Origin of the sequence: Acidisphaera sp. S103 (genome assembly GCF_009765975.1) — a bacterium.
In the GTDB taxonomy this organism is placed as follows: Bacteria; Pseudomonadota; Alphaproteobacteria; order Acetobacterales; family Acetobacteraceae; genus Rhodopila.
Genome location: NZ_LMUJ01000064.1, coordinates 193,537 through 219,919, shown reverse-complemented (window position 1 = coordinate 219,919; position 26,383 = coordinate 193,537). Strand labels below are relative to the sequence as shown.

General features: G+C 70.1%; 4 protein-coding genes. All 4 read right to left on the bottom strand.

Translation table 11 applies throughout. The features are described from left to right. Genes GSQ89_RS23145 through GSQ89_RS23130 form a run of 4 tightly spaced genes read right to left on the bottom strand, consistent with a single transcriptional unit; the run spans position 1 to position 26,376 of the window. Positions 1–4,437: a non-ribosomal peptide synthetase gene (locus tag GSQ89_RS23145; protein WP_158929669.1), complete on the bottom strand. Its 4,437-nt coding sequence runs from the start codon at positions 4,435–4,437 to the stop codon at positions 1–3. Beyond that, entirely contained in the window at positions 4,434–10,802 is a 6,369-nt protein-coding gene (locus tag GSQ89_RS23140) for a type I polyketide synthase (RefSeq protein ID WP_158929667.1), read from the bottom strand. The genes GSQ89_RS23145 and GSQ89_RS23140 overlap by 4 nt, the downstream gene beginning before the upstream one ends. Next, positions 10,799–18,115 carry a type I polyketide synthase gene (locus tag GSQ89_RS23135; RefSeq protein ID WP_158929665.1) on the bottom strand — a complete coding sequence of 2,439 codons (7,317 nt, stop codon included), beginning with the start codon at positions 18,113–18,115 and terminating at the stop codon, positions 10,799–10,801. The genes GSQ89_RS23140 and GSQ89_RS23135 overlap by 4 nt, the downstream gene beginning before the upstream one ends. Further along, complete coding sequence (locus GSQ89_RS23130; RefSeq protein WP_158929663.1) at positions 18,112–26,376, bottom strand: type I polyketide synthase; 8,265 nt, start codon at positions 26,374–26,376, stop codon at positions 18,112–18,114. The genes GSQ89_RS23135 and GSQ89_RS23130 overlap by 4 nt, the downstream gene beginning before the upstream one ends. Positions 26,377–26,383 lie beyond the last annotated feature (7 nt).

Sequence of the window (26,383 nt, the reverse complement as noted above, 5' to 3'; positions counted from 1 at the left end):
TCAAATCTCACCCTCCTCACGCCCTGCCCGCAGCGCATCGATCTCACCCGCCAGCCCGGCGACCGTCGGTGTCCGAAACACCGCATCGAGCGCCAGACGCATGTCGAAACGATCCCGCAACCGCGACACCAGCCGGCTGGCCAGCAGCGAATGCCCGCCGAGGGCGAAGAAATCGTCGTCCGCGCCGACCCGGGGCGCGCCCAGCAGATCTCGGTAGAATTCCGCCACCACGTCCTCGGTCGGTGTCAGCGATCGCATTCCGACGGGTGCGGATGCTGTCACCGAGGCGGCGAGCGCCCGCATATCCAGTTTCCCGGCGCTGGTCAGCGGCAGCCCGGGGACGCGATGAATGGCGGCCGGCAGCATCCAATCCGGCAGCAGCGCCGCCAGATGCACCCGCAGTTCCGCCGCGTCCCAGGTGGCCAGCGGGGCGGCGGGAATGGAGGCCAACGTCAGCGGATCGGCGGCGATCGGCTGCATCGGGATCAGTGCCGCCTCCACACCGAACCGGAACAGCGCGTCGAGGGTCGTACCCTCGCCATGCGCGACCGCCACTTGCCAGCCCGGCGGGGCCAGCCGCCGCAAAGACGCCGGTGTAAAGCCAACCCCCGCCGCGCCAGGGCGAGCCGCCCCACGCAGCCCCGCCACCGTTCGTGCCAAGCCGGCCAGCCACGCATCCGCCAGCCCGCGGAACCCGACCGGCGTCCCGTTCCGCAACATCGCGGCAATCGCCCCCGCATCCAGGCCTTCGCCCCGATGCCACACGTCAGGCGACCGATCGGCCGCGGCGGGACCCCCGCTGCGGGTGAGGACCACGGTGTATCGATACCGCGTCAGTTCGTTATCTGCCTCAAACAACTGGGCGGACACAGCGACCTCGGATATCTCTGGCATCTGTCCAGCCAGGGCGGCGAAAAACGCCGGATCGAGGTGCAATTCCGCGTCGGCGCGTATCCCTGCCTCTGCCTCGGCAAGCACCGCGTCGGCCGGCGTGGATCGGGCCAGGGCGAAATCGATGTGAAACAGGTCCCGCCGGCGCAAGTTACGCAGATCGGCCAGCACCACGCGTCCACCGGGCCGAACCCGCGCCAGCGCCCCACGCAGCACACGCACCAAATACGCCGCATCCGGGAAATACTGGACGACGGAACTCAGCAGCACGCAGTCGAAATCGTCCGGCATGCCTTCCAGGTCGTCGGCGGCCCGCTGCTCCAGCCGCACATTGGTCCAACCGAGCCGATCGAGCTGCGTCTGAACGCTCGCTTGTGCCGTCTTGCTGATCTCGCAACCGATATAGGCCTCGACCCGCGGCGCGATCGAGAACAGCAGCATGCCGGTGCCGTGACCGATCTCCAGCACCCGCCTTGGGCTGCCGGCCAGCGTATGATCGACGATTTCTGTGGCCCAGGCGCGCATCACCGGTTCCGCGATCGGCTCGCCCGTCGCGGTGTTCCGCCAGCCGGCGGTGTCGAACAGCGGATCGGCCGAGGTGCCGGTTTTTCCGTAGATACGTTCGTCAAACACCGCAGCCCAGTCGGCGACCCGCCCATCCGCGTCCGTCGCGGCGCGCGGCACGGCATAGGCGACCAGCCGCCGGCCGGCGAGACCGTCCTCGACCGCCACGGCGGCGTCCGCCACGCCGGGATGGCGGCGCAACGCGGTTTCGACCTCGGCCGGTTCGATACGGAACCCGCGAATTTTGACCTGCCGGTCCACCCGTCCGAGGAACTCCACCGAACCGTCCAGGCGGCGGCACGCGACGTCGCCGGTGCGATACAGACGCGCCCCAGGCGGCCCCCAGGGATCCGGCCGGAACCGGTCCGCCGTCAGTCCCGGCGCGCCGATATACCCCCGGGCCATGCCTGTTCCGGCTATCAGCAACGCGCCGGGAATGCCGAACGGTGCTGGTGTCTCCAGGTCTCCGGTTTCGACGATGTGCAGTTCGGCACCGCGGATCGGTCCGCCGATCGGGATGGTCACCGCGTTCTCCGCGACCGCCGTCACGTTGTGCCAGGACGCGAATGTGGTGGTCTCGGTCGGGCCGTAGACATGCAGCAGCCGGCCGGGCGGACCGGCGATCAGGATGCGGCGCACCAGGGCGGGGTCGCAGGCCTCGCCGCCGAACAGCAGGGTGCGCAGCCCAGCGAAGCCGTCCGGCGCGTCCTCCGCCACGCGATGCAGCAGCGCGGTCGTTACAAACGCAACCGACACATCCCCATCCCGCAGTGCCGTTGCCAGCGCCCCAGGCTCCAGCACCGCCGAACGCCCGATCACCAGGATCGTTCCACCATTCAGCAGTGGCCCCCAGATCTCGAACGTCGCGGCATCGAATGCCGGGCTCGCCAGGTGCGCCACCCGATCGCCCGGTTCGATCCGCACGTAGTCGGTGTCCAGTACCAGATGGGCAACCGCCGACTGCTGCACCGCGATGCATTTGGGCACGCCGGTGGACCCGCTGGTGAACGCCAAATAAGCCAGCCGTTCGGGCCCCAATCCGTCGGCGACAGGACCAACCGAAGCCTCCGTCTGGTCCGCGAGCGCCGCGTCATCCAATATCAGGTGGGCACTCGCCGCGGCCATCGCCGCCTGCCGCCGCGCCGCGGGCCAAGCGGGGTCCAGTGGCAACAGCGCACCGCCGGCTTTCGCGACCGCCAGCGTGGCAATGACACTCGCCGCCGAACGCGCCAGGCACATCGCGACAGGCGTTTCCGCCGTCACCCCCAGCCCGCGCAGCCTCAGCGCCAGCGCGTTGGCCCGACGATCCAGGGCCACGAACGACAGCGTGGTCCCGCCATCCACCACCGCCACGGCGCCGGGATCACGCCGCAGGGCAAGGGCGAAGAGATCGGGAAGGGTAGGGGCCGTCGGCATCACAGTGCGGCCTGAGGTATCCCTCCCCGTGTCATGGCCGGGCTTGGCCCAGCCATCCACGTCTTGGGGTGGTGATCCCGGTAAAGTCTTGGGTGGCCGGGGCAAGCCCGGCCATGACACGGAGGGCGGGACTGAGGGCATGCTCGGCCACGACGCGGCGGGAAGTGGCGCAGTGTAAGAGCCATCCCCCAACCCAAGCCGCATCGCCGGCGCCGATGGTGCCGCCACCGCCGACTCCAGCAGCGCCGTGAAATGGTCCGCCAGCAGCGCCATCCGGTCCGCGTCGAACCGGTCCGCATCGTAGATCAGCCCGCCCAGGATTTGGTCGCCGTCACGCCAGGCATGGCATTCCAGGTCGAACCGGGCCGTCGTTTCCGTCGTCGTCAGTGCGCCCACCCGCAACGAGGGCGACAAATCCGGCAGCCGGAACGGCGCCTGCCAGGCGAACATCACCTCGAACACCGGGTTACGAGCCAGCAACCGATCCGGCTGAGCGCGTTCCACCACCTGCTCGAACGGAATGTCCTGCGCTGCCATCGCCTCGGTCACCGAACGCCGCACCCGCGTCAGCGACTCCACGAAGCTCGGTTTTCCCGAAAAATCCGCGTCGATCACCAGGGAGTTGACGAAGAACCCCAGCAGATCCTCGGTCGCCGCGCCGTCTCGTCCGGCAATGGGACATCCGACCAGCGGATGCGCCGCCTGCTCATGACGTGCCAGTAACAACAGGAAACCGGTCAGCAGCAGCGTGAACGGCGTCACCCCCTGCGCCTGGCCAAGCGCCAACAGTCGAACGGACAATTCGGGAGTCAACGCAAACCGCTGGATGCGTCCCTGACGAGGCCGCCCGGCCGGCGGCACCCGATCGCCTCGCAGCTTGAACGCCGGCAGCGCCGCGATCCGAGCCGCCCGTTCCGCCAGCCGTGCCTGCTGCGCTGCCAACCGGGCTGGACTGCGCTGCCACACGGCGAAATCCGCATACTGCACGGGCAGCGGCGGCAGCGGCGATTCCAAGCCGGCGAGGCAAGCCGGGTACAACGCCGCCAGATCACGCCCGAGCACGTCGACCGACCAGCCATCGAACGCGATATGATGCACGGCAATGGCCAGCACATGCCGCTCGGTTCCCGTACGCCACAGTCTGGCCCGCAACATCCGCCCCTCGGCCAGCGGGATCGCGGTCGCGGTGAATGCCGTGGCTGCTGCCATCGCTGCCTCCGGATCGGCGTCATTGCAATCCAGCGGCACGGCATAAGCCGGCCCCTCTTCCTGCAGTGGCTCCCCGCCCCGTTCGACGAACCGGGTCCGCAGCACCGCATGCCGGCGCACCACCGCTTCGAGTGCCGCCCGCAGCGCCGTGGGATCGAGCGGTCCCTCCAGGGTCGCCACCAGCGGGATCACATAGCCGCTGCCGGTATGCCCCAGATGATCGAGGAACCAGATCCGCCGCTGCGCGAACGACAGCGGCAACGGCCCGGTCCGCGGTGCAAGCGGTATACCGCCCACCGCCTTTTCCCGCAGCAGCCGGCTCAGCAGGGCGCGTCTGTCTTCCGTGGCAGCGCTCATTCCGCTGCCTCCGACAGGACGCGCAACGCGGCCTCCACCTCGGCATCCGACATCGCGGCCACCTCGGAGGAGATGCCTGCCGGCTCCAGCAACGTGGCTACTTCCGTGGCCAGAGAGGCAGCACTCGCCTCGCCAACCAGGTGAACCAGCGGCAGATCGACACCCAACCGGTCGCGCAACCGGTTGCGCAGGGCAATCGCCATCAGGCTGTCGAAGCCGAAACCGGCCAGTGGCGCGTGGGTATCCGGCAGTGCGGCCATGCCCAGCACCTGCGCCGCCAACAGCGCAACGGTTTCGCCCAGATCAGCGGTCTCCGGCAGCACAAACCCCGCCGCCCGCGCCGTCACCAAATGCCGCAGCAACGGCATCGGACCCCGGGTCTCCCCGAACGCTGCCCAGTCCACCGGCAGCACCACCGCCTGCGTGGCATCCTCGGCCAGCAGCCGCTCCAGCACGCTCAGCGCGTCGTCCGTCCCCAGGCCGGAGACGCCCGTCATCGAGACACCCCCGCGAGCGGCGGCAATCCCCGTCTCCCGCCATATCCCCCAATCGATTGACAGGGCATGCAGGCCCAGGCCGCGGCGATGCCACGCCACCGTATCCAGCACCGCGTTCGCCGCCGCGTGATTCGCCTGCCCGGCATTCCCCATCACCCCGGCAACCGAGGCAAACAGCACGAAATGATGCGGCGGCAGCCCGACCGTGGCCCGGTGCAGGTGCAACGCCCCCGCCGCCTTCGGTGCCATCACCTTGGCCAGCATCGCCGCATCCATGTGCCGCAGTGCCGCATCCGCCACCACCCCGGCGGCATGTACCACGCCCGCCAGACGGGTGCGTTGCGTGATACCCTCGACCAGACCAGCCACCTCGGCGGCTACCGAGACATCCGTTCGGGGCAACGCCACCGACACCCCGCGTTCCCGCAACCGCTCCACCAGCGCCAGAGCCTCAGGCCCTGGTGCCGAGCGTCCGGCTAACACCAGATCGCGCGCACCCCGATCCGCCAGCCACGAGGCAACCGCCAGCCCCAGCCCGCCACGGCCGCCCGTGATCAGCCACGCCCCGTCCTTCAGTGCCAGCCGTTCGGCCGGCTGGGGCCAAGGACGGCGGCGTAAGCGCTGAACATACCGGATTCCACCGTGCCAGGCCGTCCGGTCCTCGTCATCCTCCGCTGCCAGTGCCGCGACCAAGGTGGCGGCAGGGTCGGGATCGGCCGGATCGAGGTCGATCAGCCGGCAAGCCCCGCCGTCTTGCTCCAGACCGGCAACCAACCCGAGACCCCAAAGCGGTGACCCCGCGAGACGCGTCCCATCCCGCCAGCCACAGGTCGCCAGCCAAACCCGTCGATCCGTCGCCCCTTGCAGCAACGCCAGCGCGTCTGCCGCGGCAGCCTGCATCCCGTCTGCCGTATCCGGCCGCCCGAGCGCCCGCAGATCCAGCACGACGTCGCCATCGGCCAAATCCCGTCCGCCGATGCGATCGCGAACCGCCCGAACCACGTCGCCATCGCCGAGCACCGCCACCCGTTCGGATAGCAACGGCCGCTGAGCCACGATCACCGCCTGATCCAGCAACAAAGCCTCCGGCGACCGCAGCACCGCCGTGTCCCTCAGCCCGGCCGCGTCCACAGCCGCGCGCCAGGCCTGTACCGGCAGCAGCGGATGATCCACCCGCAGCGCATCGTCGAAGCGCCACCAGCCATCGGTCAGGCCGAACGTCGCATCCACCCAGGCCGCCGGCTTGATGCCTTCCAACAACGCCAGCCAGCCGCCCGGCGCCAACAGTCCGAACAGATGCGACAGCGCCGCCGGTATGTCGCGGCAGGCGTGCAGCACATTCGCCGCCACGATGATGTCGAACTTGGCACCGCCGAATCCTTGCGTCGTGGGATCCCGCTCCACATCCAGCACCTCGGTGCGAACCTGGGGGAACCGAGCGGCCGCCCTGGCCAGTAAGGCCGGCGAGACATCGGTGAACACGTACTCGGTCCCCGGCGGCAACGCGGCCAGCATCGAAGCTGTCGTGCCACCGGTGCCGGCCCCAACCTCCAGCACGCGCAACCGGTTCGACTGACCCGCCGTCGCATCGCGCAGCAACCCCGCGAGCAACCCATTCATCCGCCGCGCTGTCGGCGCTTCGGCATACAGCCGCCCCGCGCTATCGTCGGCGAATAGCGGCGCCAGCGGATCTATCTCACCCCGCAGAATGGCCGGCAGCGCCGCCCCGCAGCGCCGTAGCAGAGCGAACTCGGTCGCGGCCTCGGGATGGGCAGCCGCGAGCCGTTCCCCCAGCACATCCGCGGGAACCGCCGCGGCCTGCCCCAACGCCCGCAAATGCCCAGCCGCCCGCATTCGGTTCGGAGCCGTCACTTCGCCCGCCGCTTCCGCCGCGAACGCCCGAGCCAACCGGTTCAGGGCGTCACGCGCCGCGGCAAGATCCGGCATTTCCGGGTCTGCCGCGGGCACACCCGCAATCGCATCCGGCCGAGGCAGCCGGATCGGCTGCGCCGGTTCCCAAACCGGCTCATACAGCCACCGTTCCGGTGCCAGACTGTCGTAAGGCACCGGTTTGGCAAGAACGTCCAAAGCCGCCTGGCGCAGTGTGGCGGCAGCCTCGTTCGTGCGTCGAGCGGAGAACAGCAGGTAGCGGGCACCACCCTCCCGCAGCAGGCGTCCCAGCCGCACGAAGCCGCGAAACGCTTCCTGCACGGCCAAACGACGGTCCGGCGGCAGATCGGCGCCAATCCGATCCACGTTCGCGTCGAAATCATCATCATGCAGGAAATCGGCGACCGCCTCGCTCAGGCAGGTGGCTGTCTCCAGCCGCAGCCCGGCACTGGCCAGCCACCCCGCCCAGTCTTCGGCCGCCGGCAATTCCGACAGAGTCTTGCCATCGGCAATGGCCGTTCCCGCCGCCATCAGATCGGCCAGGACCAGGTGTCCCCCCGGTGCGATCACCGTCTCCAGGCGACGGAACAGCGCCCCCGGATCGGCCATGTGATGCACGGCTTCAAAACCAACGATCAGATCGAACGACCCGTCCGGCGTCTCGCGCGTCGAGTCCCGGTGATAGACCGCAACCCGGTCATCCACCCCGCGCGCCGAGGCCAGCCGGTGTGCGACCTCCGCCTGTTTGGCCGAGGCCGTATGACCCACACCCCGCAATCCGGGAAAACGCCGGGCCAGGGCAACCAGATCGCCCCCATACCCGCACCCGAGGTCGAAAACCCGTTGCACACGCGTCAGATCGACATCCCGGAACGCCAACGTCCGCATCCGCCGCTGCGCCGCCAGCATCAGCTCCAGATGGTCCGGATTCTGATCCGGATCGCGAATGGTTTCCAACCAGGAAAACCCCGGCACGACCGCCGCGAACGGCGCATAGGTCAGATGCAGGTCCATCGCCGGATCAGCCAGCCCGCGCGCTGTCAGCGCCGCATAAGCCGTCGTCAGATCATCATAAAATGCCCCGACATCAGCCGCTCGGTTGTCGCCCGACAGCCACGACACTGGCTGATCAACCCAGTAACGAACCCGATCCCAGGTATAATTCGGCAGCGACACGATCCGATGCGGTTCCGGTAGCACCCGTGCCCAGGCCGGCTCCACTCCCCGCACCCAAAGTGCCGCCGTCGCCCGTTGCACCGCGACCGGATCGGGGACGTCCGGCGACAACCCCGCCACCGTCGGCAATCTCGGCCGCAACCGTCGCGCCAAACCCGTCAGCGTCGGATGCGGCCCGATCTCCATCGCTACAGGCTCGTCCTGGGCGGTCTGTTCCACCGCTCGCACAGCATTGTCCAAAGCCGCGGCGAACCGCACCGGCTGGCGCAGATGCCGTGCCCAGTGCGACGGCCAGTCGACCTCGCCCAGTATTTCCCCGGTCAGGGTGGATGCCAATGGGATGCGCGGTGTCGCGTGCCGAATGCCTGCCGCCAGGGCCGCCAGTGGTACCATGGCCGGCTGCGTCAGCGGCGAGTGATACCCTTGCCCCCCGGCCAACCGCTCGGTGGTATGCCCCGCCGCTGCCAGCGCCTCGCACAACGCCGCCAATCCCTCGGGATTGCCCGAGACCGTGCTGCCCGCCGCCCCATGCAGCGCAGCCAACCCCACCTCGGCCTCCAGCCCCGCCGGCAATCCCATGAGCACGGCGGTGACTTCGGCTTCGGAGGCGGTCGTCGCCGCCATCCCTCCCGGCGCCAGCGCGTCGCACAACTGCCCCCGCCCGGCGACCAGACGTGCCAACCCGTCCAGATCGAGCACACCGGCGACATAGGCCGCCGCGTATTCCCCCAGCGAGTGCCCCAGCACCGCTGCCGGCACCACCCCGCGCGCCCGCCACAGTGCCGTCAGGGCCACCGCGAGCGCGATATGCGCCGGTTGCGCCAGGCTGGGCCGCCGTAGCCACGCGGCCGCCTCCGCCCCGTGCAGCACGTCATGCAACCCGGGCGTCCCGTGTGGCAGATACCGCGCGAACGCCGCGCAGACGCCATGCCACGCCTCGGCGAACGCCGGGTCCCCCAGCAACCCCCCGCCAGCCCCCGGACGCAATGCCCCCTGGCCGGTGAACAGCCACAGCACTGGCGCCGGGGCGGAGACCGCGGCTCCACACTCGATACCCCATGCCGAGGAAGAGCCATCGCGTCCGGTCGGGGAAGACCCCCCACGCAGCATCGCCGCCGCGTCAGCCGCACTGGCTGCCACCACCGCCCGCCGCCACGGCAGCGCCGCTCGACCGGTCGCCGCCGTCCAACATGCCGCAGCCCAGTCGTCAGCCGAATTCGTCGAAATCCGGCCTGCCTCGGCTCCACCGATCGAGGCCAATTCTGCCAGCCGTTCCGCACTTGCCGTCGCCAGCCCCGCCAGCGACGCCGCACTTCGTGCCGACAGCACGAACACGCCCGTCCGATCAACGGCGGCATCAGTCTGGCCATGACGGCCGTGCGGCATATCCGCCAGGGCGACGACACCTCCTCGCGCCAATCCTGCCGGCGCTGCCCCCAACACCGCGTGCGCATTGGTCCCGGAGAGCCCAAACGAACTCACCCCCACCAGCGCGTCCGCTGCCAGCGGCACCATCTCCCCCGGCAGCGCCAGCCCGCTAGACCCCCAATCCACGTGCGGCGTCGGCTGTCCGGCGAACGGATGTGGCGGCACGACCCCGTGATGCCGCACCAGCGCCGCCTTGACCAAGCCGACCAGCCCGGCCGCGCTCTCGGTGTGCCCCAGATTGGTCTTCGCCGATCCCACCAGCAGCGGCGCCTCGCGACCCCCGAACACCGCAGTCAGTGCCCCCGCCTCGATCGGATCGCCCAGCGGGGTCCCTGTGCCGTGCGCCTCGATATACCCGACCGAGGCCGCAACCGCCCCGGCATCCGCCAGCGCCGCCCTGATCACCGCCGCCTGCGCCGGCCCGTTCGGCACCGTCAGCCCGCCCGAGGCTCCATCCTGCCCCAGCGCACTGCCTTGCAGCACCGCCCAGACCTGCCCGGGACTGGCCTCCGCCAGCCGTCCCAGCACCACCACGGCGCAGCCCTCGGCCCGCCCATATCCGTCCCCCAGCGCCGAGAACGCCTTGCACCGTCCATCCGGGGCCAGCATCCCCGCCCGTGACAGTCCCACCGAGTTGGCCGGCGTCAGGATCAAGTTGACTCCGCCCACCAGCGCCAGTTCGCACTCCCCGGCACGCAACGCCCGCAACGCCAGATGCAGCGCCACCAGCGAGGAGGAGCAGGCGGTATCCACCGACACCGCGGGGCCGGTCAGTCCCAACGCATAGGCAATACGACCCGAGGCCACCGAATGCTGCGTGCCGGAGGCATGATAGGCATCGATCCCGCGCAGCCCACCTGCCGCCGCCAATTGCCCGTAATCGGACCCGCAAATGCCGACATAGACGCCCACTCGTCGGCCGCGCAGCCGCAGCGGATCGATCGCCGCGTCCTCCAACGCCTCCCAGGCGCACTCCAGCAGCAGCCGCTGCTGCGGGTCGAGGCCTACCGCCTCCCGAGGGCTGATCCCCCAGAACGCCGCATCGAACCCGTCCACCGGCCCCAGCCAGCCGCCCCGCAGCGACCGCACCGTCCCCACCCGAACCCCCGACGGATCATGCAGATCGGCCAGTGTCGCCGCATCCACCCCCCACCGTTCCCCAGGCAGCTCCGACGTCAGGTCCGAACCGGATGACAACGCTGCCCAGAAACCCGCCGCGTCACAAATCCCACCCGGCAACCGCAGACCTATCCCCAGCACGCCGATGGGCGGGCGTTCACCCCGCCGCAACGACGCGACCTCCGCCTCGAGTTGCTCGATCCGCGCCAGTGCGCGCCGCATCCGATCCGCCTGAACGCTGGTCGAACCGCTCATCGGGCCAGCGCCCCATCCAGCCGCATATCCAGCAACGCCCCCAGCGCCGCCTCATCCATCGCTTCGAGGTCAGGCTCCGCGTCGTCGCCGGCCAAATGCGCCACCAGCCGCTCCACCGTCGGATGATCCAGGGCGATGCTGGACGCCAGCTTCCGCCCCAGACCGTTCTGCAACCGGTTGCGAAACTCCAGGCTGGTCAGACTATCCATGCCCTGATCGAAAAACGCCCGCCGAGGGTCCGCTGCCCCCGGTCCCGGCAATCCCAGCACGGTCGCCAGAGCCAGCCGCACCTGTGCCTCGATCGCCGCGCGACCAGATGGCGGCGCCTTCGACGCCAGCACCGCTGGCCGCGCCTCACCTTCAGTCCGAACCGGCTCTGCGACCTCGGCGAAGAACGGATCCGCGCGCCGGCCGGCCAGCAGCCGCTCCCAGTCCATGCGCCCCACGACGACATGCGGCAGCCCCGCGCCCAGAGCGGCACCAAACGCGGCAACCCCCTCTGCTGGGCTCAACGCCATCAGCCCGCGTGCCGCCAGATGCCGCTCCACCGCGTCCGTCACCGCCGTTCCGGTCCCGGCCCAAGGCCCCCAGGCGATACTGACCGCCGGCAACCCCAGCGATTGCCGGTGCTGTGCCAACGCATCCAGCGAGGCATTCGCCGCCGCATGCGCCGCCTGTCCGGCATTGCCCAGCGTCCCCGCCGCACTGCTGCACAGGACAAACAGGTCAAGCGCCCGGCCCCGAGTCAGTTGGTGCAGCGCCCAGGCACCCGCCACCTTGGGTGCCAGCACCCGCTCGAACACCGCCCAATCGCTACTGGAAAGCAGCGAATCATCGACGACACCCGCCGCATGCACCACCCCGCGCAACGGCACCGGGCCGGCATCGATTTCATCCAGCAGCCGCTCCAGCGCCGCCTGATCGGTGACATCCAGCCGCACTACGCGCACCGAGGCAGCGGCGGTCCGCAGTCCCTCCACCTCCGCCGCCTGAGCCTCGCTCGCTGCTCGCCGCCCGGCCAGCACCAAATGCCGCACCCCACGCGCCACCAAGTGCCGACCCATCAACAGTCCAAGCCCGCCAAACGCGCCGGTCACCAGCACCGAACCCTCTGTCACGCCGGCCGTCACCACCAGCTTGCCCGGATACCGTGCCCCTTGCAGTCGCCGCAGCGCCCGCGTCGAGCGATCCACCCGCGTCACCGGCAGCCGAGGCAACCGCCCCTCCAACACATCCGCCATCACTTCGGAAAATACTGACCCCAGCCGTTCCGGAGCCCGGTCGATCTCGCCCGCCAGGTCCACCGCGTGGAAGCGCACATCCGGCCGCCGCCGGCCCACCTCGGCCGCGTCCACCGCATCCACCCGCCCGAGTTCCAGAAAACAGCCGCCCTGGGTCAAACACCCCAACGAAGCCAGCCCCGCTGCCCGGCCCAACGAGGACAGCACCACATCGACCGGCCCCACCGCTGCCAGTGCTATCGGATCGCGTGAATCAACGATCCGTGTCACCCCCAGCCCGCGCAGGAACGCATGCTTGCGCCGCGAGGCCGCCGCCACGACCTCCGCCCCCGCCTCCCGAACCACATGGACCGCCGCCAACCCGGTCCCGCCCGCCGCCGCATGCACCAAAACACGCTGGCCAGAACGCAAACCCGCAAGATGCCGCAACGTCCAAGCCGCCGTCAGATAGGCCACCGGCAGACCCGCCAGACCGGCATCGGCAACCCCGCTGACCGGCATCGTCAACGCCGCCGACGCCCGCACCTTGGGTCCGAATGCCCCCGATGCGATCGCCAGCACCGTGTCCCCAATCCCCAACCCGGAAACCCGAGGCCCAGTCGCAACAACCGTCCCCATCGCCTCGATCCCAGGCGATGCCGCCGGGTCTGGATAGGCCCCCAAATGGATCAGCAGATCACGGAAATTCACCCCGGCGGCTGACACCGCCACATCCACCTGCCCAGGCCCGGGCGCCGCATCATCCAACCGTCCAACCGGCAACGGCCGAGGCGCAACATCCCGCACCAGCCGCGCCACAAACCGCCGTCCGCCGCGCCAGGCCACCTGGGCCTCTTCACCCGGCGCGCCAATCAGCTCCGCCAGCGCGTCAACCACCGACCCATCGCCGTCGACATCCAGCAACCGAGGCGCCAGTTCCGGATGCTCCAGCCGTAACACCCGACCGAGGCCCCACAGCGCCGCCTGAACGGGGCAGGGCGGTCCATCAGCCCCGGTATCGACCGCGCCTCGGGTCACCAGCCACAGCGACGCCGAAACCCCGGCCTCCACCAGCACCTGCACCAGCCGCAACGCCGGTGCGCAGACAAACGCCTGCGCATCCAGCGGATCCACATCCCCCGAGACCGTCAGCGCCCCCAAATGCACGACGCCTGCCACCGGAGACGCGGCCAGTGCCGCCCGCAAAACCCCCGCATCGGCCCGAACCGGCACCACATCCGCCGTTGCGCCACCAGCCCGCAACCGTTCCGCCAACGCCTGCCCCGGCCCGGCGTCATCTCCCAAAATCAGCCAATGTCCCGCCACCGGCCGAACCCGCGCCAGGATGATCGCCTGCCGCCACGGCGTATCCCCCGCGTCCAGCACGCCGATCGAGTCGAATCCCGCCTCCTCCAGCAACCAAGACCAATCGGCCGGCGGCAGCATCGGCGGCTTCGCGCGCAGTTCCGGATCGGTGAAGCGCCACCATCCCTCGGTCAACCCGAACGTCAATTCCCCCCAGCGCGGTGGCTCGGTGCACTCCAACAACGCCAGCGTCCCGCCCGGCGCCAGCAACCCCCGCACATGCCGCAACGTCGTCCGCAAATCCCGCGTCGCATGCAGCACGTTCGCCGCCACCACCAGGTCAAAACCCTCGGCGCCCAAGCCCTGTGCTGCCGGATCGCGTTCGATATCCAGCGCCGACGTCGAAAACCCCGGCCGGCCAAACCGAACGGCCGCGTCACTCAGCAGCGCGCTTGAAACGTCGGTGAACACATACCGCGCCGAGGCCGGCAACAGCGGCAGCAGCGCCCCTGTCGTCCCCCCGGTCCCCCCGCCAATTTCCAATACCCGAGGCCCCGCATTCCCACCCAGCAGCGCCGCTGCCGCCTCCGCCAACTGCGCCGACAACGGCGTAGCCCACATCGAGTCCCGATGCACCCGCGCCGCCCCGCCGTTGCCGAACAGCAGCACAAGCGGATCCGCCACCCCACGCAACACATCCGGCAGCGCGCGACCGCACACCTCCAGCAACGCCGCTTCCGGTCCGTCGCCCCCCGATCCCGCCAGGCCCTCCGGCCAGGACACCACTCGGAACCCGCCGTCGCCAAAGCGTATCGCGCCGTCAGCCTCCAGCATGCCCAAAAGCCGGTCGAACAACGCCTGATGGCGCGGCACCACGCCAAGCACGGCCGCGCCCGGAATCAACGAACCCGCACCCATTGGCACACCCAGCGCCGCCAGCGCCGCTGCGGCATGTCCGGCTGCCCGCCGCTCCAACCCGTCCAAAACCGCTGCATGCCCGCCCAACGCAGCCAGCCGGTCCGCGAGTGCCGATGCTTGATCGGCTGCAACAGCACAGGGCAGGGGAGGTGCCATCCATTCCCGCCACGTCACCGTCCAGGCAATGTCCGCCAGCGGATCGGAGGACCCCCGCGCCCGCAGCCGCAGTCCATCGACACGGCCGAGCGCCTCGCCGTTCGGCGTCCAAACGCTGAGGTCGGCCAGAATGTCGGCGCCGTCCGAGGCCCTGCTCCGTGCCTGCACCCGGAAAGCCGCCGGTAGCGGCCCCAGCGCCACCTGGCCGACCGTCGCCGGCACAAGCAGCCTCGCATCCGGTGCCAGCAAAGCCGCCGCCTGCAAAGCGGCGTCCAGCCGCAGCATTGGTGCCAGCGGCCCTGCCGCCTCGACCTCAATTTCTGCCGTGATGCTGCCGTCCTGGTGGGCATAGCGCCGCAGCCCGCGATAGGGCTCTGCCAATTGCAGCCCGGATTCCGCCAACGCGGCATGGAACGGCGCCGCATCGATAACCGCGTCCACCGGCCGATTGTCATCTGCAAGTAACAACGAGGCCCCCGGACGCAGCCGCCCGGTCGCGTGGCGCGTCCATCGCGCATCCGGCGCCTCGGCCTCAGCCGCCGGGGCAGCGTGGATTTCCCACGCCGCGCCCTCATCCTCGAGGGTCATCTGGAATTGCACCGCCATCGGACCGGGCAGCCACAACGGCCGCTCAAAGGCGGCGTCCGCGATGGCGACGGTAACCGACGGCCAGCGCAACATTGCCGCTGCCTGTGCCATTGCCAGCATCGCCGCCGCCGGCAACACCGGCTGCCCATCGATGCAATGACCGGCCAAGATCGGCTGCCGCGCCGGCTCGAGCCGTGCCAGGAACCGCCAAATCGTCCCCGGCCCGGGCTGGCGGTCGCCGAGCAGTGGATGCGCCTGCGGACGTGCCGTCGCGTCCGGCGTCGGCTCTTTCCAGTAACGTGTTCTCTCCCACGCATACCGCGGCAATGAGGTCAGCCGATGCGGCTCCGGCAACGCCCGGGTCCAAACCGGCTCCGCCCCCCGCGTCCAAAGCATTGCCGTCGCCCGCTGCACGGCGACTGGATCGGGGACATCCGGCAGCAACCCCGCCACCGTCGGCAATCCCGGCCGCAGCCGCCGTGCCAACCCCGCCAGCGTCGGATGCGGTCCGATCTCCAGCGCCACAGGCGCGGCCTGACCGGTCTGCCCCGCCGCTTGCACGGCGCTGTCCAGCGCCTCGGCAAACCGTACCGGCTGGCGTAGATGCCGTGCCCAGTGTGTTGGCCAGTCAACATCGACCAACACCCCGCCAGTCAGCGTCGACACCAACGGGACCCGCAGCGCCTTATGCTGGATTCCGGCTGCCAGAGCAGCCAGCGGTGCGACCACCGGCTCGGTCAGCGGTGAGTGATACGCTTGCCCTCCCGCCAGCCGGTCGCTGGCATGGCCCATCACCGCCAACGCCTCGCACAACGCCGCGAGTGCCGCCGGGCTGCCCGAGACCGTGCTGCCCGCCGATCCATGTAGCGCCGCCAGCCCGACCGCGTTGACCAGTGCCGCCGGCAGTTTTGTCAGCGCGGCGGCGACCTCGGCCTCGGAGGCGGTCGTAGCCGCCATCCCGCCCGCCGCCAGCGCCTCGCACAACCGCCCGCGCCCGGCGACCAGACGCGCCAGTCCGTCAAGTTCGAGCACCCCGGCGACATAAGCCGCCGCGTATTCCCCCAGCGAGTGCCCCAGCACCACCGCCGGCACTAGCCCCCGCGCGCGCCACAATGCGGCCAGGGCCACCGCGAGCGCGATATGCGCCGGTTGCGCCAGGCTGGGCCGCCGTAGCCACGCGGCCGCCTCCGATCCGTGCAGCACGTCGTGCAACCCGGGTGCCTCGGTCGGCAGATACGGCGCGAACGCGGCACAAGCGTTTTGCCACGCCTCAGCGAAGGCTGGTTCGGTGTTCAGCAACCCGCCTGCGGTTCCCGGCCGCAACGCCCCTTGGCCAGTGAACAGCCACACCAACGGCGCTGGGCTGGAGAACGCCCCGCCATTCTCCACACGCCAGGCCGAAGAAGAGTCCGCGCCCCCGCCCGGCGAAGAGGCTTCCCGCAGCACTGCCGCGGCCTGCGCCGCGCTGTTCGCCACTACCGCCCGCCGCCACGGTAACGCCGCCCGCCCGGTCGCCGCCGTCCAACATGCCGCAGCCCAGTCGTCAGCCGAATTCGTCGAAATCCGGCCTGCCTCGGCTCCGCCCATCGAGGCCAGTTCTGCCAGCCGTTCCGCACTTGCCATCGTCAGCCCCGCCAGCGACGCCGCACTTCGTGCCGACAGCACGAACATTCCCGGACGCCCCGCCGATGCGGCAGCGTCACGCCGATCGACATCCCGGGTCACAACCGCAAGGGCAGGGGCATCTCCCCGCGCCAATCCTGCCGGCGCTGCCCCCAGCACCGCGTGCGCATTGGTCCCGGAAAACCCGAATGAACTCACCCCCACCAGCGCGTCCGCTGCCAGCGGCACTATCTCCCCCGGCAGCGCCAGCCCGTTGGATCCCCAATCCACATGCGGCGTCGGCTGTCCGGCGAACGGATGTGGCGGCACCTTCCCGTGATGCCGCACCAGCGCCGCCTTCACCAACCCGACCAGTCCGGCGGCTCCCTCGGTGTGTCCCAGGTTGGCCTTCGCCGACCCTACCGGCAGCGGCGCCTCGCGCCCCGAACCGAACACTGCCGCCAGCGCCCCCGCCTCGATCGGATCGCCCAGCGGGGTCCCGGTGCCATGCGCCTCGATATACCCGACCGAGGCCGCAACCGCCCCCGCATCCGCCAGTGCCGCCCTGATCACCGCCGCCTGCGCCGGCCCGTTCGGCACCGTCAACCCGCCCGAGGCTCCATCCTGCCCCAGCGCACTGCCTTGCAGCACCGCCCAGACCTGCCCTGGACTGGCCTCCGCCAGCCGTCCCAGCACCACCACGGCGCAGCCCTCAGCCCGCCCATATCCGTCCGCCATTGCGGAAAACGTCTTGCACCGCCCATCCGGCGACAGCATCCCCGCCCGCGAGAACCCCACGGAGTAGGTCGGCGTCAAAATCAGGTTCACCCCGCCGACCACCGCCAGTTCGCACTCCCCGGCACGCAACGCCCGCAGCGCCAGATGCAATGCCACCAGCGAGGACGAGCAGGCGGTATCCACCGACACCGCCGGCCCGGTCAGCCCCAGCGCATAGGCAATCCGCCCCGAGGCCACCGAATGTTGCGTTCCGGAGGCATGATAGGCGTCGATCCCGCGCAGCCCACCTGCCGCCGCCAATTGCCCGTAATCGGACCCGCAAATGCCGACATAGACGCCGACCCGCCGGCCACGCAGCCGCAGCGGGTCGATCGCCGCGTCCTCCAACGCCTCCCAGGCGCACTCCAGCAGCAGCCGCTGCTGCGGATCCAGACCTACGGCCTCCCGTGGGCTGATCCCCCAGAACGCCGCATCGAACCCATCCACCGGCCCCAGCCAGCCGCCCCGCAGCGACCGCATTGTCCCCGCCTGGCTGCCCGAGGGATCGTGCAACTCGGCTAACGCCGCCGCATCCATCCCCCAGCGGTCCGCCGGCAGTTCCGACGTCAGGTCCGAACCCGACGACAACGCCGACCAGAAACCGTCCGGATCGCTGATCCCACCAGGCAACCGCAGGCCTATCCCCAACACACCGATGGGGGGACGCCGATCGGCTTCAGCCGCATCCAACCGCGTCCGCAGCGCGCTGATCGTCAGCGCGGCCCGTTGCAGCGCCCGATCGTTCATTCCGCTGCCTCCGAAAGCCCGAGCCGCTCGGCTTCGCGCTCGATCAGCGCCAGCGCTTCCTCGTCGTCCATTGCCTCGACAGGATCGGGCTCGCCGTCGCCCAACAACCACGCAACCAGCGCCTCCACATTCGGATGATCGAACGTAATGGTCGCTGGCAAGGGCCGCCCGAGGCTCACCTGCAACCGGTTGCGCAACTCGACGCTGGTCAGGCTGTCGAGGCCCATCGCGAAGAACCCTTGCCGAGGATCCACCATCTGCCCAGGCGGAACAGCCAGCACCGCCGCCAGATGCCCGACAACATGCGCCGTCATCGCCTCCCGGCGGTTCTCCGGCGACGGGTCAAAAGCAACGGCATCGACCCGCGCCCCCGCCAACTCGTCCCACGCCACATCCATCACCGCACCATGCGCTACGCCGGCCCCCATCAGGTGCCAAAGCGCATCGAGGCACGCCTGCGGCGGCATCGGCCGCAGCCCGCGAAACGGATTGCGCACCGCGACCGTCCCGACCTCTGCCCAGGCTCCCCAGTCCACGCAAAGCCCTGGTTGCCCACGTGCCCGCCGACCGGCCGCGACCGCCGCCAGCACCGCATTCGCCGCCGCATGCGCGGCCTGCCCGGGATTGCCCAGTAATGCCGCCGCCGACCCGAACAGCACCAGCACCTGATCGCCGTCCAACAGCCCGTCCAACTGCATCGCCGCCACAGCCTTCGGCGCCAGCGACCGCCGCAACGCCGCCGCATCCAGCCGATGCAGCGTCGCGTCCTCCAACACCCCCGCCAGATGAAACACCCCGCAAGGCCGCACCTCACGGATCAGCGCCGTCAGAGCCGCCGGATCGGCGACATCGACTCGCATGGCGTCAATCCGAACCCCGTCACGGCGAAGTGCATCGAGCGCCACCGGATGACGCCCAACCAACACCAGATGCCTGGCCCCGCGCTCGATCAGCCCCTTCGCCAGCCGCAGCCCCAGCCCGCCAAACCCACCCGTGATCAGCCAGGGACCATCGACACCGGGATGCCATGCCGCAGCCCCCAGCGGAGACCCATCCTGCACCACCCGTGCGGCAAACCGCTTCGATCCCCGCAGAGCCACCTCGACCGCCGCCCCGGGATCGCGCAAATACCCGGCCAGTTGCGCCGCGTCCTCGACATCGACCAGCCGCAAATCGAGCCCCGGCTGCTCCAGCCGAACCACCCGGCCCATTCCCCACACCGCCGCCTGCTCCGGCGTCGCGACCCGATCCCCCGGCACCGCCGCCACGGCCCCCTGCGTCACCAGCCACACCGGTCCCGGCGGCCGAGGCAGCGCCACGATCCGTTGCAGCACAGCCAGCGCATCGGCAGGGTCGTCCGAGGCGCAAACCAGCACCCCATCTGCAACCACGTCCTCGCTGAACCGATCCGCCCCAAGCCCGGCCATCGCGTGGGCCAACCGACCATCACCCGCTACCAGCCATCGAGGCGCCACCTGCCGCCGCGCCAACACCAGCGTTTGCGGAAACAAGCCAATATCGGGAGACGGCAGCACCGCCGGCTCGAACCCGGCCTCCCGCAACACGCGATCCCATGCTGCCGCATCCAGCAGCGTCTCTTCCCGGGGCGCCGGTCCCTCAAGATGCCGGCGCCATCCATCCAGAAGCCCGAACGTCAGGTTCACCCAGCCACGCGGGGCGGACCCTTCCAGCAGCAACAGCATCCCGTCCGGCCGAAGCATCCCGGCGATCCGCCGCAGCGCCCCCGGCAAATCCCGCAGCGCATGCAGCACGTTCGCCGCCACCGCCAGGTCGAAACGCTGCCCGTCCACCGGCCCGACGTCGCGATCCAAATCGACCACCGCCGTCCGTAAACCAGCAAACCGCGACGCCGCCGAGGCGGTAAATCGCGCCGACACATCGGTGAACACATACTCACACCCCGGCAACGCCGGCAGCAGAGCCGCCGTCGTCGCTCCCGTCCCGGCGCCAAACTCAATCACCCGCAGCCCCGGCCGAGCCAACGTCGCCACCGCCTTGGCCGCCAGCCGATTCATCGCGGCAAAATCCGGCGCTTCGGCATAAACCCGCGCCGCCAGCGCCGAGTCCCCATCGGGGAACAGCAACGCCAGAGGATCGGCCCGCCCTTGCGCCACCGCGAGCAGATACGGACCCGTCCGAGCCAACAGCGCCGCCGCCGGATCATCAGCAGGGCCAGGCAAAGCCGGCACCCGCAGGACCCGTCCTGCCTGGTCGAGCGCTCCCACATCCCGCAGTGCCGCCAAGAAATCGGCAACCAGCGGCCCACGCGCCGACAGACGCCCCATCGCCGCGTTTAGATCCAGCGCATCGCCCGGTATCAACGGCTTTCCGGCTGCGGCAAAAGCAGCGGCGGCCCATCCGGCGGCCGCCTCATCCAGACGATCCGAACCGCTTTCCGGCACCGACAGCGGCGCCACCAAAACCGAGGGCGCCACTGCCGTCGGCGCCGCCACCGCCTGCCAGTCCAGCCGATGCAGCAGCCGGGCGTTCGCCTGTCCCGCCCCCCCTTCGAGCAGCGCCGCGCGACTGATCCGGCGGAAGCGGAAACCGCGCGCCTCCAGCACGGCCCGCCCGCTCGCGTCCACCAGCCACAAATCGGCAATCCGCGTGATGGCATCCGGCTCATCCGCCGCACGCCGCCGGACGATCGCCCGGCAACGACCTACAGGCGGGTCATGCAGCACGATGTGCTGAACCCCATGCGGCACGAACAGCGCGTCATCCCGAGCCAGCGCCGGCGTATCGAACCACACCCCCTGCACCTGGAATGCCGCATCAAGCATCGCCGGATCGATCGCCAACTCACCTGGCACCGCGTCGGCCAGGCGACCCACGGCGACGTCTCCCGCCACCTCCGCCGCCAGCAGCCCGCGCATCGCTGGCCCGAACGTGTAGCCGGCCGCCGTGAACCCCGCATAGAACGCATCGCCGCCGATCCGCACCGCACCCACCGGCTCGGCCGGCGGAACCGAACCAGCAACGACTTCGAGGCGTCCTTCCAAGTGCGTGGCCCAGATCGCGTCCGGATCGGCCTCTTCCGCCACCGTCAGCAGCCGCACCGAACTTGGCCCTACCACGACCTGCGCCAGTCGCGCGCCGGAGTCCGGCAGGATCAGCGGCGAGGGAAAAATCAAATCCGCCAGCGCCGCCGGCCGGCCAAGCTGCCGCAGCGCCGTCAACAGGATCGCAATATGGCTGGCCGCCGGCACCACCACGCGCCCATGCAGCCGATGATCGTGGAAGAACGGCGCCATGCCGACTGTCAGGCGAGCCTGCCATCGCGCCTCGTCCGCGCCCGGCAGCCGCACCCGCTGGCCCAGCACGCCACCGGTCGCGACCGGGGCAGGGACCTCGACCGTCCCCGGCAAATCCACCCAGAACCGCTGCCGAGCCAACGGCGTGGCCGGCAACGCCGCATCCGGATACGGCCCGCGATAAATCGCCCGCCAGTCCAGCACGGCCCCATGCCGATGCAGTGCCGCCAGCGCCTCGGCCAGCGAATCGCCGTCCGGCACCAACGTCGGCTCGCACGCCGCCATCCCGCCTGCCCGAGCCAACCCGCACAGCACCGGCTGCGGTCCGAGTTCGAGCAACACGTCCGCCCGCATCCCGACCATCGCCTCGGCAAAGCGCACCGGCGCGCGCAGTTGCCGCACCCAATAGTCCGGGTCCGACAAATCCGCGTCCATGTCGCCCGTCAACGTCGAGCAAACCGGCAGCCTCGCCGGCTGCAACGCCACCTCCTCCAGCACCGCCGCGAACGGCGCCATCGCCGGTTCCATCAACGGCGAGTGGAACGCGTGGCTGACCCGCAGCGGCATCGCCGTGATCTCCGCCGCCGCCGCTCGCGCGGCGATCGTCGCCACCGCCGCCGCCGTCCCCGAGACCACCGTCGCCCGAGGTCCATTCAGCGCCGCCAGCCCTGCTTCCCGCGTCAACCCGCTCAGCAGCCCGTCCGTCGTCGCCGCGTCCGCCCGCAACGCCAGCATCGCGCCACCGGCCGGCAGCGCCTGCATCACCCGCCCGCGCAACGCCGCCAGCCGAAGCGCATCTTCGAACGACAGCACGCCCGCCGCATGCGCCGCCGCGATTTCCCCTACCGAGTGCCCCAGCACCACCGCCGGCCGCACCCCCCAGGCCTCCAGCAACGACAGCAGCGCCAACTGCACCGCACAGATCGCCGGCTGCGCATTGCCGGTGTCGTCCAGGTCGTCCGCCGTCAGCAGCGCGTCCACCGACCGTCCCAACAACGGCCGCAACACCGCATCCGCCCGATCCAGCGCCGCTCGGAATGCCGGCTCGCGCGCCGCCAACGCCAGTCCCATGCCGCGATACTGGCTGCCTTGCCCAGTGAACAGAAATCCCACCCGAGGCTGACCGACGCCGGCGGCCAGCGACTGATTCTCCGCTAACGCCGCCAGCCCAGCCCGCAACGTCGCGACATCGCGCCCGACCACCGCTCCGCGCACCGGCAGCATCCGTCGCCGCGATGCCACCACGCACAAATCCCGCGGCTCGGCACCATCATCGAGCCCTGCCGCCCAAGCGGCCGCCAGCCGCCGCAACCCGGCCACATCGCGCGCCGCCAGCGGCATCACCACCGTCGTCCGATCCGTGCCAACCGGGGTCACCGCGGGCGCTTCCTGGACCACCAGATGCGCGTTCGTTCCGCTGAACCCGAACGCGCTGACCGCCATCCGCCGAGGCCGTCCCGCGCTTCCTGGCCATACTTGCGTCCCGTCCGCCAGGCGCAGCGGCAGCGGCGCCACTGCCGCATTCGGTGCACGCAGATGCGCGATCCCTGGTACTCGTCCGGCCCGCAACGACAGTATGCACTTGACCAGCCCGGCGATCCCCGCCGCCGCCTCCGTGTGCCCGATATTCCCTTTACCGGCCGTCACCAGCAGCGGCGCCCGGCGCCCGGTGCCGTAAGCCTCCGCCAACGCCGCCGCCTCGATCGGATCGCCCAGCGGCGTTCCGGTGCCGTGCGCCTCGACAACATCGACGTCGGCCGCCGCAAGCCCCGCGTCATCCAACGCCGCCGCGATCACCGCCCGCTGCGCCGCCCCGCTGGGCGCCGTCAGCCCATTGCTGGCGCCATCCTGGTTGATCGCACCACCGCGCAGCACCGCCAGCACGCGATCCTCGTCGGCTCGCGCTTGGCCGAGCCGCTTCAGCACCACGATCCCGACGCCCTCCGAACGAGCATAGCCGTCGGCCGCGCTATCGAACGGCCGGCACCGCCCATCCCCCGCCAGCATCCCGGCATCCGCGAACGCCCGCGTCAGGTCCGGCATCAACATCAGGCTGACACCACCCGCCAGAGCCATCTGGCTCTCGCCGCGCCGAAGGCTCTGGATCGCCAGATGCACCGCCACCAACGACGAGGAGCACGCGGTATTCACCGCCAGCGCAGGACCACCAAAGCCAAATGCATAGGCCAGCCGCCCCGCGGCGATCGCGTTGCTCGTCCCAGTCGCGAAATGACCGTCCGGACGCACGCCGGCGCTCAGCAGTCGCCGCTCCCAATCCTGCGCGAACAATCCCAGGAACACCCCGGTTGGACTGCCCCGCAGCGCCTCAACATCAACGCCCGCATGCTCCAACGCCGCCAGCGAGACCTCCAGCAGCAGCCGCTGCTGCGGGTCCATACCGCGCGCCTCCCGCGCCGAGATCGAGAATGCAGCCGGATCAAAGTCGGCAACGCCATCCAGGAAGCCACCCCGAGCGCCGGTATCCGCCCAGCGCTCCGCCGGCACTGGCCCGGTCGCGTCAACCCCGGTCTCCAGCAACCGCCAATAAGCATCGGCGTCCGAAGCCCCGGGAAACCTGCAGGCCAGGCCGATGACCGCGATGTCCTCTCCCCGCGTCGGCGGGATCGGCACCGTGACCGGCGGCAGCAAGGCAGGCACCTGCACGGGCGTCGAAGCCGCAACCGTCGGCACCCCCTGTGCCAGCTTCGCCGCGATCTGCGTCACCGTCGGATGGTCGAAGAAAAACGATGCCTCCAGCCGCAGCCCCAGCCGCCGATTGAGCAGCGTCCGCAGTTCCAGCAGATCGGCCGAATCCAGCCCCAGATCGCGCAAAGCCCGAGCGGGGTCGAAACGATCCGCCCCACCCCGCATCACCGCTCGCACGCAATCCGAGACTTTTCCCAGCACCTCCGACACGTCCGGCCCCGCCGAGGCCGCCCCATGCCCGCCGCCAATGTCGTAAGCAATCAGCACCCCATGCCCGGCGTTCGCGGTATCGGCCGGCCGAAATCCCAGTACGACCCCCACGACCGAGGCACCTCGTCCCACATGAAACCGCAGCGTTGGATCGGCCGGCAGCCCATCCGCATCCCGCGCCGCCATCCAGGCTGCATAGTCCCCGCGACCGTCCCAATCCCGGCACCGGGTCAACCCCGCCACCGCCTCAACCCCTGGCGTCAGTGCCGCCCATTGCAGCGCGAAATCGGCCAGCGCGTCCCCCAGCCCCCGATCCTGCGCCTCCGGCCGCACCATAAGCCCCAGTAGTTGCAGTACCGGCCCATCCGCTCGGTGCAGATCATGCAACGATTCCCACCGAGCCCCACGCAGCACGTCCAGCGAGGCCACGCGTTGCACATGCAGCGCCCCGACCACTGCCCCGGCTTGTTCCGCCACCAGAATGCCGCGCGGCCGGCCCAACCGAATCCGCAACGTCGCCGCATCGTGACGCAGGGCCTCGACCGGCCAACACGCTTCCTCCAGCGCCAGCAACGCCGGCAGGTCGGCCAGCCGCCCCGGCCGTACCCGCCACGGCCGCGGCCGCAAATGCTGCAACTGAATCCGGGCAAACGGATGTACCCGCGGATATTTTCGGAATGCCGCGCTCGAACCGAACAGCCCGGCCTCCGCCGCTGCCAGCACGAAACTATCGGACTGCACCAACTGCTGGCCGGAAAACGCGTGATACGCGTCGAAATGCGGGCTTTCCGTATCGTCGCGCGCTCGCGCCGCGACCGCCGGCGGTAGACGATGTACCTCCAGCAGCAACAGCCCGTGCGGCCCGAGCACCTCGCGCCAACGTGCAAAATGCTCCATCAGGCTTTGCATGGCGCAACCTGGGGGCACCAGCGACCCATTCGGCGCCACCACCGTGCAGGCATCGCCGTCCGCCGCGCGCGCCGTCCAATCGCCCAGCGGCGCCTTGGCCGGCCGGTCATGGTCCAGAAACGATCGTAGGTGCAGGACCCGCGTCGGGTCGACGTTCCGTGCCGTCAGGTCGGCAACCAGTCGCGCCGGGTCGGCGATGTCGCCCTGCATCAGCAGATGCGGCAATCCGTCCAGCGTCAGGCTGGTCGCCTCCAGCGATTCCGCGTTGAAATCCACGCCCACCAGCAGCAACGGATGCGTATCGAGATGCTGCCCGCGCCGGCACCGCTTCACCACATTCCATGCCCGCCGCAGCAACGTGCCGTCACCGCAGCCCATGTCGACCAGAGCGGTCGGCTGTGCATCGAGATCGACGGCATCCAGCAGGTCCGTCAGCACCGTTTCCAGATCGGCGAAATAGCGGCCATGTTGGAAGCCGCTGGACACGACGTTGGCGGTGCGGTCGACATGCCGTTCCTGCCCCGCATCATCTCGCCGCATCACGCGCGCCGGGTCGCCGAACAGCATTTCCGGCAACGCGCGCAACAATGCCGCGTAGGATGCGGCCGTGCCCGTCACCTGACCGCGTTCGGCAACGAACGTCCCCAACGCCGTCGGGCGGCCGGCCCGATCGGCCCATCGGAGCGCAACGAAGCAGTCTCGCAATGTTCCGGTTGCCGTACCCGCGCGCAAGGCCGCGCAGGCCGATCCATTTATTAAAGGTACCGCGATCGCACCTGACAAATGGTCCGCCAACTCCCCGCCAACGTCCCACTGCCGCGCGATCAACGGTACGAAACGATCCAGCAGGTCGGATGCCGCCGAGCCTGGTGACGACCAGTCACAGGCATAGGCACCCAGCAGATCGTCCGGAACCGCATCCGGCCGCGCCCCCGGCAGCAGGATCAACCGACCATCTGGGGCGATCTCGAGCCACCCAAGCGAAGCGAGCAGATCGATCGCCGCGGCCAGATGACCGGTGTTCGCGCCCAAAACCTTGGCCAGTGAAGTGCAAGTAACGCTATCGTGAGAACATTGCTCGAAGACGCCACGACGCACGAACGCTCGGATTACGGGCACCGCCACGAAACCATGGGAATAGCGTATCAGCGTGTCGAGCAATGCAGGC

Coding starts and splice junctions, on each gene's coding strand:
- GSQ89_RS23145 (WP_158929669.1), bottom strand. CDS start 4,437: ATGAGCGCTGCCACGGAAGACAGACGCGCCCTGCTGAGCCGGCTGCTG.
- GSQ89_RS23140 (WP_158929667.1), bottom strand. CDS start 10,802: ATGAGCGGTTCGACCAGCGTTCAGGCGGATCGGATGCGGCGCGCACTG.
- GSQ89_RS23135 (WP_158929665.1), bottom strand. CDS start 18,115: ATGAACGATCGGGCGCTGCAACGGGCCGCGCTGACGATCAGCGCGCTG.